The 16,842-nt window shown below is 56.4% G+C and carries 17 protein-coding genes and 1 other RNA gene; 12 read left to right on the forward strand and 6 right to left on the reverse strand.

Translation table 11 applies throughout. The features are described 5' to 3' along the window. Positions 1-71: 71 nt before the first annotated feature. Positions 72-1,805 (reverse strand): proline--tRNA ligase, encoded by a 1,734-nt coding sequence (locus tag LSG25_RS20330; protein ID WP_232742680.1) that lies wholly within the window; start codon positions 1,803-1,805, stop codon positions 72-74. 66 nt (positions 1,806-1,871) lie between these two features. On the opposite strand from LSG25_RS20330, the gene LSG25_RS20335 reads away from it, so the two are divergent. From LSG25_RS20335 to LSG25_RS20360, 6 genes are all read left to right on the forward strand, one after another. Beyond that, the gene (locus LSG25_RS20335) at positions 1,872-2,438 is read left to right on the forward strand and encodes an RNA pyrophosphohydrolase (protein WP_232742681.1); all 567 of its coding nucleotides are present in this window, start codon (positions 1,872-1,874) and stop codon (positions 2,436-2,438) included. Next, complete coding sequence (locus LSG25_RS20340) at positions 2,419-3,096, forward strand: response regulator (protein WP_232742682.1); 678 nt, start codon at positions 2,419-2,421, stop codon at positions 3,094-3,096. The genes LSG25_RS20335 and LSG25_RS20340 overlap by 20 nt, the downstream gene beginning before the upstream one ends. Positions 3,097-3,099: 3 nt before the next feature. Next, positions 3,100-4,593, forward strand: coding sequence for a sensor histidine kinase (locus tag LSG25_RS20345; RefSeq protein WP_232742683.1), 1,494 nt, complete (start codon positions 3,100-3,102; stop codon positions 4,591-4,593). 243 nt (positions 4,594-4,836) lie between these two features. Then, positions 4,837-5,250 carry a tripartite tricarboxylate transporter TctB family protein gene (locus LSG25_RS20350; RefSeq protein WP_232744779.1) on the forward strand — a complete coding sequence of 138 codons (414 nt, stop codon included), beginning with the start codon at positions 4,837-4,839 and terminating at the stop codon, positions 5,248-5,250. 3 nt (positions 5,251-5,253) lie between these two features. Beyond that, positions 5,254-6,789: a tripartite tricarboxylate transporter permease gene (locus tag LSG25_RS20355; RefSeq protein ID WP_232742684.1), complete on the forward strand. Its 1,536-nt coding sequence runs from the start codon at positions 5,254-5,256 to the stop codon at positions 6,787-6,789. Positions 6,790-7,984: 1,195 nt separating this feature from the next. Further along, a complete protein-coding gene (locus tag LSG25_RS20360) occupies positions 7,985-8,365 on the forward strand; it encodes a hypothetical protein (RefSeq protein WP_232742685.1) in 381 nt (126 codons plus the stop codon). 100 nt (positions 8,366-8,465) lie between these two features. Here the strand turns inward: LSG25_RS20360 and LSG25_RS20365 are convergent, their stop codons facing one another. From LSG25_RS20365 to LSG25_RS20375, 3 genes are all read right to left on the reverse strand, one after another. Next, entirely contained in the window at positions 8,466-9,371 is a 906-nt protein-coding gene (locus LSG25_RS20365; protein ID WP_232742686.1) for an NAD(P)-dependent oxidoreductase, read from the reverse strand. A 119-nt stretch (positions 9,372-9,490) separates the two neighbouring features. After that, the gene (locus tag LSG25_RS20370) at positions 9,491-10,996 is read right to left on the reverse strand and encodes a tripartite tricarboxylate transporter permease (RefSeq protein WP_232742687.1); all 1,506 of its coding nucleotides are present in this window, start codon (positions 10,994-10,996) and stop codon (positions 9,491-9,493) included. Between the two features lie 13 nt (positions 10,997-11,009). Then, on the reverse strand, positions 11,010-11,471 hold the full coding sequence (locus LSG25_RS20375; protein ID WP_232742688.1) for a tripartite tricarboxylate transporter TctB family protein: 462 nt from the start codon (positions 11,469-11,471) through the stop codon (positions 11,010-11,012). A 528-nt stretch (positions 11,472-11,999) separates the two neighbouring features. Between LSG25_RS20375 and zapB the strand changes: the two genes are divergently transcribed. From zapB to LSG25_RS20395, 4 genes are all read left to right on the forward strand, one after another. Next, positions 12,000-12,410, forward strand: coding sequence for a cell division protein ZapB (gene zapB / locus LSG25_RS20380; RefSeq protein ID WP_232742689.1), 411 nt, complete (start codon positions 12,000-12,002; stop codon positions 12,408-12,410). Then, entirely contained in the window at positions 12,410-12,721 is a 312-nt protein-coding gene (locus LSG25_RS20385) for a cell division protein ZapA (protein WP_232742690.1), read from the forward strand. Before zapB ends, LSG25_RS20385 begins: the two co-directional genes overlap by 1 nt. 46 nt (positions 12,722-12,767) lie before the next feature. Continuing rightward, positions 12,768-12,950: non-coding RNA, 6S RNA (ssrS, locus tag LSG25_RS20390), on the forward strand. A gap of 48 nt (positions 12,951-12,998) precedes the next feature. Next, positions 12,999-13,739, forward strand: coding sequence for an SIMPL domain-containing protein (locus tag LSG25_RS20395; RefSeq protein ID WP_232742691.1), 741 nt, complete (start codon positions 12,999-13,001; stop codon positions 13,737-13,739). On the opposite strand, the gene lgt is transcribed toward LSG25_RS20395, so the two are convergent. Then, positions 13,690-14,487, reverse strand: coding sequence for a prolipoprotein diacylglyceryl transferase (gene lgt, locus LSG25_RS20400; RefSeq protein WP_232742692.1), 798 nt, complete (start codon positions 14,485-14,487; stop codon positions 13,690-13,692). The genes LSG25_RS20395 and lgt overlap by 50 nt on opposite strands. Positions 14,488-14,603: 116 nt before the next feature. Here lgt and LSG25_RS20405 point away from each other — a divergent pair, with 116 nt between their 5' ends. Further along, entirely contained in the window at positions 14,604-14,948 is a 345-nt protein-coding gene (locus LSG25_RS20405) for a c-type cytochrome (RefSeq protein WP_232742693.1), read from the forward strand. A 34-nt stretch (positions 14,949-14,982) separates the two neighbouring features. On the opposite strand, the gene hppD is transcribed toward LSG25_RS20405, so the two are convergent. Then, on the reverse strand, positions 14,983-16,095 hold the full coding sequence (gene hppD, locus LSG25_RS20410; RefSeq protein ID WP_232742694.1) for a 4-hydroxyphenylpyruvate dioxygenase: 1,113 nt from the start codon (positions 16,093-16,095) through the stop codon (positions 14,983-14,985). Positions 16,096-16,315: 220 nt separating this feature from the next. Here hppD and LSG25_RS20415 point away from each other — a divergent pair, with 220 nt between their 5' ends. Beyond that, positions 16,316-16,792: an Lrp/AsnC family transcriptional regulator gene (locus tag LSG25_RS20415; protein ID WP_232742695.1), complete on the forward strand. Its 477-nt coding sequence runs from the start codon at positions 16,316-16,318 to the stop codon at positions 16,790-16,792. Positions 16,793-16,842: the final 50 nt, after the last annotated feature.

Consider the following 16,842-nt stretch of genomic DNA (forward strand, 5'->3'; position numbering starts at 1 on the left):
AGAATGGTTAAGCGGTGTGACAGCCACGGCTTCGCCCCAGCGAAGCCGGCCGGCAATCGCCGGGTGGCCCGTCAAAGTGATTTTAAACGCTCGATGCAAGATTCCAGGGCGTCGCCGACCGGCACCTTGGCGGCGGTGTCGTCGCATCGCGCCTGAATCTCGACCAAGCCTTCTTTCAGTCCGCGGTCGCCGATCGTGATGCGTAAAGGCACACCGATGAGCTCCCATTCGGCAAACATGACTCCGGGGCGGATGTCCCGGTCGTCGAGTATGGTTTCCACGCCGGCGGCCAGCAGATCGCGGTACAGGGTGTCGGCGGCGTTGCGAACTGTTTCACTTTTATTCCAGCCCATCGGGCAGATGACAGCTTCGAAAGGGGCAATGGCTCTGGGCCAGACTATGCCTTTTTCGTCGTGGCTCTGTTCGATTGCCGCCGCCGCAATCCGGCTGATGCCGATTCCATAGCAACCCATTTGCAACAGTGTCGGTTTGCCGTCGGTGTCGAGGAAAGTGGCGTCCAGGGCTTTTGAATATTTGTCGCCCAGAAAAAACACATGGCCCACTTCGATGCCTCGTTGAATAGCCAGATGCCCGCCTTGCGGATCCGGATCGCCGGCGACCACGTTGCGCAGGTCGGCAATTTCGGGTTCGGGCAAATCGCGGCCCCAGTTGACGCCCGTATAGTGAAAACCTTCGCGATTGGCGCCGCAAATGAAATTGCTCATGTTGGCAACCGTGCTGTCGGCAATGATGGCAACGGGTTTTAAAGGCTTGAGCGGTCCGAGGTATCCGGGCACGCAGCCGAAGGTATCGAGAATTTCATTTTCCGACGCAAAGCGGAAGCCGTTTTCAAACCCCGCCAGCTTGCCCGCCTTGATTTCGTTCAGTTCGTGGTCGCCACGCAGCAGCAGGAGCCATATTGTTGCATCACCCTTACCGTCGGCCGCCTCGGTCGCCAGCACGATCGACTTTACCGTATCGGTAAGCGGGCGTTGAAGCTGCCGGGCCACGATTTCGCACTTGGCCGCATCCGGGGTAGGGGCCTGGACCAGCGTTTCGGTGGCTGTGCCGCGTTTGGCGATCAGGCTGGGGGCTGCCGCCAGTTCGATATTCGCCGCATACTGGGAATCGGGGTTATAGACGATCAGGTCTTCGCCGGTATCGGCGATAACCTGGAATTCGTGACTGCGCGAGCCGCCTATCGACCCTGTGTCGGCCGCCACGGCTCGGAATTCCAGGCCCAGGCGCGTGAAAATCTGCATGTACGCCTGGTACATGGCGTCGTAGCTGGATTGTGCCGAAGCCTCGTCCCGATCGAACGAATAGGCGTCTTTCATGGTGAATTCGCGCCCCCGCATCAAGCCGAATCGGGGGCGGCGTTCGTCGCGGAATTTGGTCTGGATATGATAGAAATTGACCGGTAACTGGCGCCAGCTGTGGATTTCGTTGCGGGCGATGTCGGTAATGACTTCTTCCGATGTCGGCTGCAAGACGAAATCGCGCTGATGGCGATCCTTGATGCGCAGAAGCTCGGCGCCATACTGTTCCCAGCGCCCCGATTCCACCCAGAGCTCGGCCGGCTGGACGACGGGCATGAGCAGCTCGATGGCTCCGGCGTTGTTCATTTCGTCGCGCACGATGCCTTCTATCTTGCGCAGGACCCGCAGGCCCAGAGGCATATAGGTATAGATGCCGCCCGCTACTTTGCGGATCATGCCCGCCCGGGTCATGAGTTGATGGCTGACGACTTCGGTTTCGGCAGGAGCTTCTTTGAGTGTATTAATGTGATACTTGGATGCGCGCATGGTGGGGATCTCGACAGATACGTATAATCAGGCGTAATTGTATTGAATTCGCTTTTGGGGTGGCCTATGTTAGACCGTGAAGGCTACCGTCCTAATGTCGGCATTATCCTCGTAAACCAAAAAAACGAGGTTTTCTGGGGTAAACGTATTCGTGAACATGCATGGCAGTTTCCGCAAGGAGGCATCAAATATGGCGAGAGTCCCGTTCAAGCCATGTACCGAGAGCTTCACGAGGAAGTGGGCCTGCAGCCCGAACATGTTCGGATATTAGGGCGTACGCGTGATTGGCTGCGTTACAACGTGCCGAGCAATTTTGTTCGGCGCGATTCTCGCGGCCACTATAAGGGGCAAAAACAGATCTGGTTTTTGTTGAGAATGGTCGGGCGCGACACCGATGTGAGTCTGCGTGCCAGCCATCATCCGGAGTTCGACGCCTGGCGTTGGAGTCAATACTGGGTGCCGCTCGAGGCGGTCATCGAGTTTAAACGAGAGGTATATACGTTAGCTTTGAACGAATTGGCGGTAATCTTGTTCAAACGTGGGCAGGACACCCGTTTTCTGCGTCAGCGGACCCACGGCCAACGCAATCCGGATCTTAACAATCACAAGGATCATGCGCATACTGCTGGTTGAAGACGAGCGCGAAATGGCATCGTGGCTCGAGCGGGCTCTTGCGCAGAGCGGCTTTGTGCCGGACCATGCCGCCGATGCCCGTACCGCCGAACAGAAGCTTGCCGAGACGGAATACGACGCCGTTGTGATGGACTTGCGCCTGCCCGACAAGCATGGGCTGGTTTTGTTGCGCGAGCTGCGTGCCAGCGGCGATGTGACGCCGGTGTTGATCCTGACGGCCCAAGGAGCTTTGCATGATCGAGTGAGGGGCTTGAATCTGGGCGCGGACGATTTTTTAACCAAACCGTTTGCGCTGGAAGAACTCGAGGCACGCCTTACCGCCCTGGTGCGTCGCAGCCGCGGCCGGCCGGTCCCGCGGCTGCAGTGCGGGGCGCTCGAGTACGATAATGAAAGCCGTTCTTTTTCTCTGGATGGCGCGATCGTCCACCTTACCCCCCGCGAGCATGCGGCCTTGGGGGCGCTGATGCTGCGAGCGGGGGTGCCGGTCGAAAAAAACCAGTTGTTCAGCAAAGTGTTCGAGCACGAAAGCGATGCCAGTCCGGATGCCATCGAGGTGGTTCTGCACCGTTTGCGGAAAAAACTGGCGGGCAGCGACGTGCGTATCGTCACGGTGCGCGGCCTGGGCTATATGCTTGAAAGCATTCAGGGCAGCTTGTAACCCATGGCGTGGATAAAGCGTAAAACCTTGGGCAGCATTCGTTTTTGGTTGCTGGTGCTTTTGATTCCGGGCGTGGTCACCCTGCTGCTTATTGATAGCTGGAACGACTACAGATCGCTGACCGATATTACCGAGCAGGTCTACGACAGTGCTTTGCTCGAACCGGCCAAAGTGTTGGAAACCAGTGTTGAATTCAATACGGACGGAACTTTGCGCATTGATCCGCCATTTTATGCGCAGGTCATGCTGGAGTCGCGGGCCGGGAGCCGGAAGTACTTTCGAGTCGAAGAAGTGACCCCGGGCGTACTCAGTCTTGCGGGAACCAATGCCCAGCAGTCCGAAGGCAGAACCCTGCTGGGCATGCAGGGCCTGCCGCGTCCGGCCAATCTGGCCGATAACGAAGGCTTGCCGGTGTTTTACGATGCCAGTTATCGCGGCGATGCGGTGCGCATGGTGGCCTTGTGGCGCGATCTTCACTATCACGGGGTACACCGGCAGATTATTGTGCTGGTTGGCGAAAGCATGAGTGTGCGTTTGCGCACCGAGCACGAAGCCGGGATCGCCGCCTTGTTCCGCGACGGGCGCATGATGCTGATTGTTGTCCTGTTGGTATGGTTCAGCGTGGAATGGGCGTTGCGCCCGCTCAAGCGCCTGCGGCACGAGGTCAGGGCGCGCAGGGTCGATAACTTGATGCCGCTGGATGCGGAGCACGTTCCCCGCGAGGTTGTGCCGCTGGTTAACGCGGTCAACCATCATATCGACCTGTATCGCGGCATTCTGGACAAGCAGGCGCAATTTCTGGCCGACGCATCGCATCAGTTGCGCACGCCGCTGGCCATCATGCTGACGCAGGCGCAATACGCACGACGCGAACCGGATATCGTCAGGCTGCGCGAATCCTTGTCGGCCATAGTGATGCAATTGGGCCGCATGACTCGCCTGACCGAGCAACTGCTGTCCCTGGCGCATGCGAACCGGCAAGGTGGCGCGCGCCAGGAAAAAGTAGACCTGAACGTGCTTGCGCGAGATGTGGTTCTACAGTATTTGCCCTTGGCGCGAGAACAGAATCAGGACCTGGGCTGGGCCGAACCGGCCGAGGTTCTTCCCTTGGTCTCGCCGTCTCAAGTGTGGGCATTGGGCAGTGAAGCGGAAATCCATGAGTCCCTGGCCAACCTGGTGCACAACGCCATTAATCATGCGGGGCGAGACTGCACGATAACGGTTGAGGTCGGCATGGATGAAAATTGGGCCTGGGCGTCGGTGTCCGACAATGGCCATGGGCTCGATCCGCTGCTGCGCGAGAGTGTTTTCATGCGATTCGAGCGTGGCAATACGCAAAGACAGGGGCCCAGGGGTTCCGGCTCCGGCCTGGGCCTGGCCATCTCCCTGGCCTATGCCGAACGCAATGGCGGTACCGTGGTCTTGAAGGACGGTGAGCCAGGGATCGATGGCGGGGTCGGTTTGTGCGCGGTGTTGAAAATCCCGCGATTCAGATAACGGTTCCCTGGACATGGCGAGCATTTTCCGGGTTAGTTCTTTTCAAACTCGTGCTTGGTATTTTGTCTTAGGGATAAACCCTAGAATTCAGCTTTCTGTAAAGAGCACTCCTTCATACTTTTGAGACTGTCCTTAGAGTGACTTTCTATTCCCTTAGTCACTGATATTTCGGCAGAATTTCGCATAGGAGTTGTTTCAGTGTTCAAGGGCAATATCAATAAGGATTATTACGGCGGGGCCCTAATGGTGGTGTTAGGGCTCGGTGCCATACTAGAGGGAACGAGCTACCAGATCGGTTCGTTAAGCCATATGGGGCCGGGCTTTTTCCCTGCCGCCGTGGGTGGCTTGATGGCGCTCATGGGGGTGCTGATTGCAGTTGGGGGGCGGGGACACCATAACGTTGCCGGTCCTCATGACCTGCCTCCCGAATGGCGAGGCTGGTTTTGTATTCTGGGCGGGATTGCGGCGTTTATTGTGTTGGGTGAATACACGGGCCTGCTGCCCGCCACGTTCGCTGTCGTGTTTATCTCTGCTTTGGGTGATAGAAAGAACACGATCAAGGCTGCCGTCATTCTGTCTCTTTCCATGTGCGTCGTGGCCATTGTCATTTTTTGGTGGGCGCTGCAGTTACAGTTTCCGCTGTTGCATTGGGGTTGAATCATGATAATGAAATCATTAATCGACCTCTGGTATGGGTTCGGTGTTGCGTTTGAACTGCATAATCTGATGTGGTCTGTTTTCGGCGTCGTGGTCGGAAATCTGATCGGAGTTTTGCCTGGGCTGGGGGCCTTGTCTGCCATTTCCATCTTGTTGCCCCTGACTTACGTTATGCATCCGGTGCCTGCCATCTTGATGCTGGCCGGGATTTTTTACGGGTCCATGTATGGCGGGGCGATCGGTGCGATTCTGTTGAATCTGCCATGCCATCCGCCGCACGCCGTGACATGCCTGGACGGCTATCCTATGACCAAGAACGGCAAGGGCGGTACGGCTCTTGGCATCACGATGATCGCGTCGTTTTTCGCGGCATCCGTGGGTATTCTGGTCATGGTGTTTTTCTCACCGCTCCTGGTTGAAGTGGCGTTTAAATTCGGGCCCGCCGAAATATTCTCCATTATGCTGCTGGGCTTGCTGGCCGGCTCCACCATGTCCAAGGGGTCGCCCATCAAAGGGGTGGCCATGACACTGTTCGGCCTGCTGATTGGCGTAGCCGGCACGGACGTCAACACCGGCACGATGCGCTTCACCTTTGGCATGCTGAGCCTGGAGGATGGCGTCGATCTGGTTGCCATTGCCATGGGCTTGTTCGGTGTTGCCGAGTTTCTATTGAGCGTCAATCGCATGTCGATCGTCGGCAGCGGCATGAAGATGAGCTTGCGCGATATGCGCCCATCCATGGCGGAATTGAAGCAATCCTTCTTCCCATTGGTGCGCGGCACGCTGGTTGGCGTACTGTTTGGGGCCTTGCCAGGTACTGGACCGACCATTACGACTTTTGTCGCCTATGCCCTGGAACGCAAGATATCCAAGCATCCCGAGCGTTTCGGCCATGGTGCGATTGAAGGTGTTGCCTCGCCGGAAGCCGCTTCCCACTCGAAAACACAGGTCGATTTCATTCCTACCATGACCCTGGGCATTCCAGGCGATGCGGTGATGGCCTTGATTCTGGGCGCTTTGCTGATACAAGGCATACAGCCAGGGCCGCAGCTGATCATTTCGCACCCGGATATTTTCTGGGGCCTGATCGCCAGCTTCTGGGTCGGCAACTTGTTGTTGCTGGTGCTGAATGTTCCCTTGATCGGTTTCTGGGTCAAGCTGCTGCAGGTACCTTATAAGTATTTGTTTCCCTCGGCCTTGTTCTTCATAGCAGTAGGCTGCTTCAGTACTCAAAACAGTCTGTTCCAGGTTGGCGAGGTGCTGGTCTTCGGTATTATTGGCGCCATTCTCATCTATCTGGATTTTTCGGTCGCCCCGATTCTGCTGGGGTTTGTGTTGGGTCCCATGGTTGAAGAAAATTTCCGGCGCGCGTTGCTGCTGTCGCGCGGCGATATATTCGTCTTCGTGGAGCGTCCGATCAGTGCCTGGTTTGTGGGTGCCTCGGCGCTGCTGATACTGCTGCAGGTGATTTCTTTCCTGCGAAAGAAGCGAAGTAAGCCTGAGCTTCCCAAGGTTGAGGAAACGGTCTTTGCCGATTAAATGACGGATCTTTGGCAAGCGCTTGCTTGCCGGAAAAATAGCCCCGGGCTTTTTGTCCGGGGTTTTTTTTGATGCACAGGGCATGTTCGACAGTGGCCCACGTGTCCGGTGCAATACATAATGGTCTGGATGGCGAGGGTGCTCACAAGGGCATCCCTTGTACACATTTAGCGCATTTTTGGTTCGAGTGGTTTACGGGATTCGATGGGTGGAGGATAGGTATTTAAAGACGCCGTCTATCGGGGCTTGGGGTCAGGGCCGGCACGGCGTGCTGGATCCGGATCTACCTCGTCCAGGCGGGCGTCGGGCCAAACTCGCTACGCCGCTGGCGCGGCTGCGCTCAAACATGGCCCGCCGAAAGCCCCCGCCTTCCCTACGGTAGCATCCGGCGCACGCCTTACGCCGGTCCTGACCCCAAGCCCCGATAGACGGCTCACGTTAGGACTTGCCTGGAATGAACTTGCTTGCACCTACCGTTAATGGGCCTGCACCCATGCAACAGTTAACGTGCCCGCACTCATGCCTCTATCGAGTGGCCACTACACCACGCTGTGCCAAACCCTGGATTTACTATGCGCCCGACGCCTCAGCGTAGCCTGTGATTGGCTAAACGCCACTTCCCCAACATATACCCCGATGCATTGCTTCAACGCAAGCCGCAGGGTGGGCGGTGCTGTGTAGTCCGGCGGTAGTCCAGCGCCGGGTGCTGACGAAGGGAAGGCGGGGGCTTTCGGCGGGCGCTGTCTGAGTGTCGCCCCGCGCCGCGGGGCGACGCGAGTTCGCCCGACGCCCGCCTGGACGAGGCAGACCCGGGCAGTCGGGGTGCGCAGCACCACGACCGCTGGACGTGCCGGACTGCACAGCACCGCCCACCCTGCGGCGTCTTTATAGAACGAACCGCCCGCACAGACAACACAGCAACGCACAGCCCAAAGTCACTACCCAAGCCAAAAAACGGCTCAAAAACAAAGTCACTGAAACACGTTCTGTGCTGTAAACACTCGAATCGAAAATGCGCTAGCACATACTTTCGACCATAAAAAAATACCCAAAGAATTTTTGAAAACACCAGATTTATTTTTCTGCGTGGTTATTCCGCGACGACATTGATCAGCCTAAAGAAACTTACGATTCTCTGAATGTTTTGCTGATATATTTTCAAAAATTAACCAACGGGGGCAAAATGAAACAAAAAATGTCGATCGCGATTATCCTGGCCAGCACTGTATTGGGTGGCTGTATTCCATTCTATTCAGGTTACAACGAATCGAGCATGTACGCGCCGGGAGGCGCCTTGGCGGACAAGGCAACGGGTTCGCCGGTTTTGGCTACGGCAACGGAATCCAGCATAAACACCATGTTCCCCAAGGGGACATCGAAAAGCGTCGTCTCGCAACGCTTAGGTGCTCCAATTTCATCGTCGACAAGCTCGAATGGAACGTCTTCGCAGGTGTATAGCTACTCATTCACAAGCTACCAGCGCAAGACGGTTCAGTCGCAGACAGTTGTCATGCAATATGACAAGGCCGATCTGCTTACAAAGGTAGATTTCAGCACCTCGACAAGCACCTGGTAAGTAAAATGGCCCTTTCTCCTGTTAGGGGAAAGGGCCGCCACCGCGACCATTTTTGTTCGCTTGGCCCGTGTGGGCCGTGAGGGAAGAAAATACGCTGGCCTTAGCCGCGAAGGCGCTTGATCAGGCTGGAAGTATCCCAGCGATTGCCGCCCATATGCTGTACGTCCGCGTAAAACTGATCGACCAGTGCGGTCACCGGTACTCTGGCGCCATTACGTTTGGCTTCGCTCAGCACCAGGCCCAGGTCTTTGCGCATCCAGTCCACGGCAAAACCGAAGTCGAACTTGTCGTCCACCATCGTGGTTCCGCGATTTTCCATCTGCCAGCTCTGGGCCGCGCCTTTGCTGATTACCTTCAGTGCCTTGTGCATGTCCAGCTTGGATGCCTGGCCAAACGCAATGGCTTCCGACAGCCCCTGTACCAGGCCCGCGATGCAAATCTGATTGACCATTTTGCAAAGTTGGCCCGCGCCGGATTCACCCAATAGCGTAACGGCTTGGGCATAGACGGCGGCAATGGGCTGGATCGTGTTGAAATGCGTTTCGTCGCCGCCGCACATGACGGTAAGGACGCCGTTTACGGCTCCCGCCTGGCCGCCCGAGACAGGGGCGTCGACAAAGCCAATGCCCTGTTGCTTGGCCGTTTGATACAGCTCGCGAGCGACTTCGGCGGAGGCGGTCGTGTGATCCACGAAAATCGTGCCTTTGCCCATGCCCGCCAGGGCGCCGTTTTCGCCCAGTACAACGCTGCGCAGGTCGTCATCGTTGCCTACGCAGCAGAACACGATGCTTGCGCCTTGCGCCGCTTCCTTTGGGGTCTTGGCGGCACGCCCGCCGAATTCCTTGGCCCATGCTTCCGCTTTGCCGAATGTGCGGTTGTAGACCGTCACCTGATGCCCCGCCCGGCTCAAATGGCCGGCCATGGGAAAGCCCATAACGCCCAGCCCAAGAAAGGCTACGTTTAAAACGGGGGTGGGATTATAGGATTTGGCATTGATGGAAGGCATGGCAATTCTCCGGTGAGTTGGATGGGCAAGGCATAAGATTACCGCATTCGGCATCTCGTTTCGGGAGTGGATAAGAAAAGCGCCCCGCAGGGCGCTTTTCAAACTTGGGAGAAATGGATCTAGCCTTCTTCGACGAAGGTTTCTTCGCGTTTCTTCCTGATCGATGGCAGTGCCACGATGATTATCAGAATGGCTGACGCCAGCAACAGCGACATGGACAGCGGCCGAGTGACGAAAGTGGTGAAGTCACCGCGAGCCAGGAGCAGGGCCCTACGGAAGTTTTCCTCCATCATGGGGCCAAGCACCAGACCGAGCAGCAGTGGAGCGCCTTCGCATTTGAGCTTCGCCCAGATATAGCCGATCAGGCCGAAGGCTGCCGTCATCCAGATATCGAAGACGTTGTAGTTCAGTGAATACACACCGACCGTGCAGAACACCAGAATGGCAGGGAACAGTATGCGATACGGGACTTTAAGCAATTTTACCCATAGGCCCACCAGCGGGAGATTCAAAACGACCAGCATCAGGTTGCCGATCCACATCGAGACGATCAACCCCCAGAACAGGTCCGGGTGGCTGGTCATGACCTGCGGGCCAGGCTGGATATTGTGTATGGTCATGGCGCCGACCATGAGCGCCGTGACCGCATTGCCTGGAATTCCGAGCGTCAGCAGTGGGATGAACGAGGTTTGGGCAGCGGCGTTATTGGCCGATTCAGGGCCTGCCAGGCCGGCGGGATGGCCTTTGCCAAAGCGTTCCGGGTTCCTGGAGATTTTTTTCTCAAGGGTGTACGAAGCGAATGAAGACAATACTGCTCCGCCGCCAGGCAGGATGCCCAGAGCGGAACCCAGCATGGTGCCGCGCACGCTGGCGGGCCAGGCTTCCTTGAATTCCTGTTTGTTGGGGTAAAGTGATCCGACTTTGCCAGTAATGTCGACGCGCTGGTCTTTAAGTTCGAGGTTGGTCATGATCTCGGCGAAGCCGAATACGCCCATGGCGACCACGGCGAAATCGATGCCGTCCTGGAGTTCGGGAATGCCGAAGTCATAGCGGGCTACTCCGGAGTTCACATCGGTGCCGACCATGCCCAGCAGCAAGCCGAGCAGGATCATGCAGATGGCCTTGGGCAGGGAGCCCGACGCCAGCACGACCGCGCCGATCAGGCCCAGGACCATGAGTGAGAAATATTCGGCTGGACCGAACTTGAATGCCACTTCGGCCAATGGCGGCGCGAAGGCGGCCAGCAGGACGGTAGCGAAGCAGCCGGCAAAGAATGAGCCCAGCGCAGCAATGGCCAGCGCGGCACCCGCCCGGCCGTTGCGTGCCATCTGGTGGCCGTCCAGCACAGTGACCACCGCCGAAGTTTCTCCCGGCAATGCCACCAGGATGGCGGTTGTGGAGCCGCCGTATTGGGCGCCATAGTAGATGCCCGCAAGCATGATCAGGCCGGCCACGGGCGGCAACACATAGGTAATCGGCAGCAGCATGGCAATGGTGGGAACCGGGCCTATGCCGGGCAGCACGCCGATCAGGGTGCCGAGCAGGCAGCCCAGCAGGCAATAAGCCACGTTTTCAAGTGTGAGGGCCACCGAAAAACCCAGCATCAGGTGATCGAGTAATTCCATAGTGATCTCTCCTTCAGTTGCTTAGAAAGCTGGGCCACAAGGGGAAGATCAAACCCAAGCCCTTGATGAATGCCAGCCAGACGAAAATCACCAGGAAGAACCCGTTGGCTACCGCAACTTTCCAGTTGAATTCGTGGCTGGCAAAGCTGCTGAGAAAAACCAGCAGAAAGACAGAAATGTAGACACCCAGGAAATTCAGCACGATTCCGCATAAGGCAACCGAGCCTATGACGACGAGGGCGATTCTCCAGTCGAATTTCTCGATTTCCGATTTTTCGGCCTTGGCTGCCAGGGCACTTACTGTTACCAGCGCACCAAGCACAGCCATGCAGATACCCAGCCAGAAGGGAAAGTAGCCGGGGCCCATTCGGGCTGCGGTGCCCATTGAATAACTTGTCGCACCCAGGGCAAACCCCGCACCCAGGGCGACAAACATAATTCCGGACCAGAAGTCCTGTTTATGTTTAAGCTGCATAGTGATCCTATCTCCGTGACAGCGTGGTGGAAATCACGCTTTAATCGCCCCTGAACGTTTAAGTTTGGTGTTAGGCAATTGAAAGGTGGCTTTAAAATAGTTGAAAGGTGGGCAATGGTAAAGGACTGGGCGTCCGCTGAAAACCCTGATTTCCCCTTGCTTGTTTGGGGTTTTCCCTAGAATTTGGCAAATTTGAATTATCTCGGCCTGGCCACGGGTGTTGTCGATGCGAAATTGAAAGAATAATGAAAGGTGAAGGAAAGAGGGGTGAAAGGATTCGCAGGGGCTGCCGGCTGCGATCGCTCAATATTTGCTCATCATTGTTCCGCTTGCGTTTCGGACGCCAACTGATTCTTTCGCCCGATCCGGGCGATACGGCTCATTTGTCGAGCGCCTGCGGCTATACTTGCGGTTTTGCCGTGCTGCTTATATTGCCGGCTTGTTGGATAGTAGAGTTGAGCCAATTCTCTTATTCGGATACGTATTGCCTCTTTCCACTATGAGGCAGGATGGTTTACGATAACGCCCATGTTGCAAGATCTAGATTCTCTCGCTGCCCGAATCGGGCAATTGGTTCAGGCCGCCCGCTTGATGCAGGCCGAGCGCGATACCTTGCGTGCACGGCTCAAAAGCCTGGAGCAGGAACGCAATGCCCTGCGCGATCAGCTTCAGCGCCGTGATGCCGATCATCAATCCATCGCCGATCGTCTCGATCAGCATCAGGCTGAAGTCGATGCATTGCGCACCCAGTCCGATGCGGCCCAGGCTGAATTGCGTGTCGAGGCGACACGTTATCAGGCCGAGTACGAAACGGTCAGGCACGATTTGCAAGTCAGCCAGGCTGATTCGCAGCGTCTGCGTGCCGCCGCCAACGTTGCCAGAGAACGCATCGACGCCGTTCTCATGCGCCTGCCCGGCGCTGCCCAGGAGCAAAGCTGATGGAGCGTGTCGACGTATCGATATTGGGGCGTGACTATTCATTGGCATGCTCGCCTGAAGAAAAGGACCCTTTATTGGGTGCTGTAAAGCTTGTCGACCAGCGCATGTTGCGCATCAAAGGTTCGGGCAAGGTATCCGGTAATGAGCGCATCGCGGTCATGGCCGCCATACAGATCGCCGGAGAGCTTTTATCCATGCGGGCTCCCGACGGCCCTTTAAGTAATCTTGCGCTTGGCGATTTCAAGCGTAGAATTGAAGACATGAACAGCATGATTGATCAGGTTCTGGTCGGGGCTGTTCCAGGCAAATGAAATAAAGATTTCGAACGGTCTTGTCCTGGCAAGACGGTTCAGCGGTTAGTCCCTGCAGTGTTCGTGACATGGCCATACATTCCTTGAACCAATGCTATTGGCATACAGGTTGCTGGATTGGCAAGTAGGTGTGATCTCCTTTTTAGGCGAACCCGAAGCTTGACTGAAAGCGACCACCTTGAACCCTCGGTTCCAGGATGCCGGCCTTGACGGCACATGCGGGGCAATTTTGAAAAGCTCGTCCATCGCGGCGGGCTTTTCATTTATGGAGATCCATATGTATCTGTCTAAAGAAAAACGTAAATGGCTGTTAGGTGCCTTGCTTGCTGGCGGAGCAAGCTTCCTGATCCTTCCCGCTCAGGCGCAAGAAGCCGCGTCAACGGCGCATTCCTTCCACGCGCAGTGGCCGCAGGCTTCACTGAGCGCCGAAGCTTCGGCACAGGTGGCGCAAGATACCGTCAAGATTACGCTTGCATCCGAACTCGATGGCGCGTCCCAGGCCAAAGTGGCCGATCAGCTCAGCAAGACGCTGGCAAGCGTCATGCAGGAAGTCAGCGGCAAATCGAAGGTCAAGGCCAGCAGCGGCAACTTTCGTGTGTGGCCCATGAATAATGATCACGGCAAAATCAGCAGTTGGCATGGCCGGGGTGAAATATATCTGGAATCCACCGATCTGGCCGCCGCATCAGAACTGGCCGCCAAGGTAAGCGATCGCATGCCGATTGCCAATCTGGCATTTTCCGTGTCAGCGCAAGCCCGCGCCAAGCAGGAGCAGGCCTTGCTGGCACAGGCGGCGCAGGCCTTCCGCGAGCGTGCAAAAGCCTTGACCGAGGCCTTTGGCTTTGCTTCGTATACCGTGCGCAATGTCGATCTGAGCGGGGGCGGGGCGCATTACGCGCCTGCGCCTCGCATGATGGCCATGGCGGCCGACAAGGCTGCGGTCCCGCTTGAAGGCGGAACCGAGATGGTCACGGTTTCGGTGCGCGGTTCGATTTTTTTGCACTCAGCACAAAAATGATCGCGCCTGCGATGATCATGGGTATCGATAACAGTTGGCCCATCGACAGACCCTCGAACAGCAGGCCCAGGAAATAATCGGGTGCCCGGGTAAATTCCACCAGAAAGCGGAATGTGCCATAGCCCATCAGGAAAACAGCGCTGATCTGGCCGGCCGGCCTGGGTTTGCGGGCAAACCACCATACCAGGGCAAATAAGGCGAATCCCTCCAGGCCCATTTCGTAGAGTTGCGAGGGGTGGCGGGGGATGCCGTCATGGGTCTGCGGGAAAATCATGCCCCAGGGCATCGTTGTCGGGCGGCCCCATAATTCGCCGTTAATGAAATTTCCCAGTCGACCCGCGGCCAGGCCCAATGGGATCAGCGGCGCGACGAAGTCTCCGATTTCCAGCAGGGTCTTGTTTTTTTTGCGTGCAAATAAAAACAGCACCAATATCACGCCGAGCAAGCCGCCGTGAAACGACATGCCGCCCTGCCATAGATAGAAAATTTCCAGCGGATGGGCAAAATACTCGGATGGCTGGTAGAACAGTACATAGCCGAGACGCCCGCCTATGACTACCCCGAGTACGCTGTAGAAAATAATGTCTTCGAGGTCGCCCACGCTCAGGTCGGTTTTACCGTGATTGATGCGCCATCGCCCCAGTACCCAGGTCAGGCCGAATCCGAGCAGGTACATGAGTCCGTACCAGTGCACGGCGAGAGGGCCGATTTGCAGGGCAATAGGGTCGAACTGGGGATAATGGAGCATGGGCAAGCTTTCTTGGTTAGGATTAAATATCGTCGATAATACCCCGAGATGAAGCTTGGAAAGATGTAGTGCGAAAATCTTGTTTTATGTTTTTTCGTCGGGCTGGAATAGGATCTATGAATTTAAAGTTTTTTGGTGCATGGCTGGGCCTTGCAAGTCTTTTTTGTGCACTGCCGGCTACCGCGCAAACGACGGGGCTGGATCTGGCCCGGGCCAGTAATTGCCTGTCCTGCCATCAGGTGGACGGAAGGCGGGTCGGCCCGTCCTTTACCTTGGTGGCGCGGCGTTTTGCGGGACAGGCGGGGGCCGTGGACTATCTGGCTTCGACCATACGCAGCGGCGGCCGGGGGCGGTGGGGGGCTGTGCCCATGCCGGCACAGCCGCAGGTCAGTCCGGAGCAGGCCAAGGCGATTGCCGAATGGATATTGACGCTCGATCAGGCGCCGGCACGCAAGCCCTGAGCGCGGCGGAATTGCTGGCGGTTGCCTTCTCCGGTTATTCGACCGTTTTCAGGACGCCGCGACGCATCTGGTCAAGTTCGATCGATTCGAACAAGGCTTTGAAATTGCCTTCGCCGAACCCATCATTGCCTTTGCGCTGAATAATCTCGAAAAAGATGGGGCCGATTTGGTTTTCGGTGAAAATCTGCAGCAATAGGCCTCCACCCGGAGCACCATCCAGCAAGATCCGGTTTTTTTTCAGGCGCTCGACATTTTCTCCGTGTTCGGGCAAGCGGCGGTCAAGCAGTTCGTAATAGGTGTCGGGCGTACTTAGAAATTGCAGGCCCGATGCCCTTAGTTGTTCGACAGTGCTGTATATATCGGTGCTGGCCAGGGCGATATGCTGTATGCCTTCCCCGTGGTACAGATCGAGGTATTCCTGGATCTGGCCTTTTTCTTCGGTGCCTTCTTCGTTGATGGGAATGCGGATGTTGCCGCAAGGCGATGTCATCGCTTTGGATTTCACGCCGGTGATTTTGCCTTCGATGTCGAAATATCGGACTTCGCGGAAATTGAACAGGCGCTCGTAAAACTCGGCCCATTCGTCCATGCGCCCTTTGTGAACGTTGTGTGTCAGGTGATCGACGAGCGCCAGTCCAGCGCCCTTGTGGCTGACGTCGGCCTGGGCGGTAGAGGCGTCTATGGGTTCAAAATCGACGTCGTAAATGCTGATGTCGCCGATTCCGCCATGCCCTTTTTTGCCGTGCCAGCGATCGACCAGATAGATAAGCGAATCGCCTATACCCTTGATGGCTGGGATGTTGAGTTCCATGGGGCCGCTGCGCGAGTCAAAGCCCCAGGCTCCCAGTTCAAGCGCGCGTTTGTAGGCTTTGGCGGCATCGTCCACGCGAAATGCTATGGCGCAAATGGAGGGGCCGTGCAGCCTGGCGAAGCGCTGGGCAAAGGAGTCGGGCTCGGCATTGATGAGAAAGTTGGCATCGCCCTGGCGATAGAGCGTTACGTTTTTATTGCGATGACGGGCGATGGCTTTGAAGCCCAGCGTTTCGAATACCTTGCCCATGGCCACCGGGTCGGGGGCCGCATATTCAATGAATTCAAATCCCGCTGTGCCCATAGGGTTGTCCCAGGGCTGAAAACCGGTGTTCATGTCTGCGCTCCAAATAGTGTTGATTGAAATGGGCCGGGTTGTTCCAGGCGGTGAGCCTGGTTGAGATGCCTGCCTGGTCAAGATTGACGAGTGGTGTTGCGATACCCTCGGCCAAGTGGAGATTTTAAGAAAAAACCCGGAGCAGACGATTGCAAAAATGGCTTGAATATTGGCTTATTAAGCAATTTAATGTCGTAATAATATGTTTTTAGGGTTAGATATGGCTCAAAATTCTTTAGACAGGACAGACAGGCAAATTTTGATGGAATTGCAGCGCAATGGGCGGCTGAGTAACCAGGATCTGGCCGACCGCGTGGCCCTGTCCCCCAGCCCGTGCTTGAGAAGGGTGCGGCGTCTGGAGGAGGAGGGCTATATTCGAAATTATGTGGCGCTGGTGAACGCGGAGAAGGTTGGGTTGGGTTTGCTGGCGTATGTGTCGGTGCGGCTGAATAAAACGGCGCGGGCCAGTCATGCTCCTATGTCCGATTTCGCGCGCGATGTGCAGCTGTGGCCGGAAGTGGTGGAGTGCTATGCCATGACCGGCGATATGGATTATTTGTTGCGCGTGCAGGTCGAGGATCTGACGCAATTCTCGAAATTCGCCATGGATAAGCTGATGCAGCACCCCGCCGTGGTCGATATGCGTTCAAGTTTTACGTTGCAGCGTATTAAGGAAACTACCGAAATTGCTGTGTAGCCGGAGTGGTTTGTGGGCGGCCTTTGTGAACTGGCTTTAACTGGCTCTAA

Origin of the sequence: Paralcaligenes sp. KSB-10 (assembly GCF_021266465.1) — a bacterium.
Lineage (GTDB): Bacteria > Pseudomonadota > Gammaproteobacteria > Burkholderiales > Burkholderiaceae_B.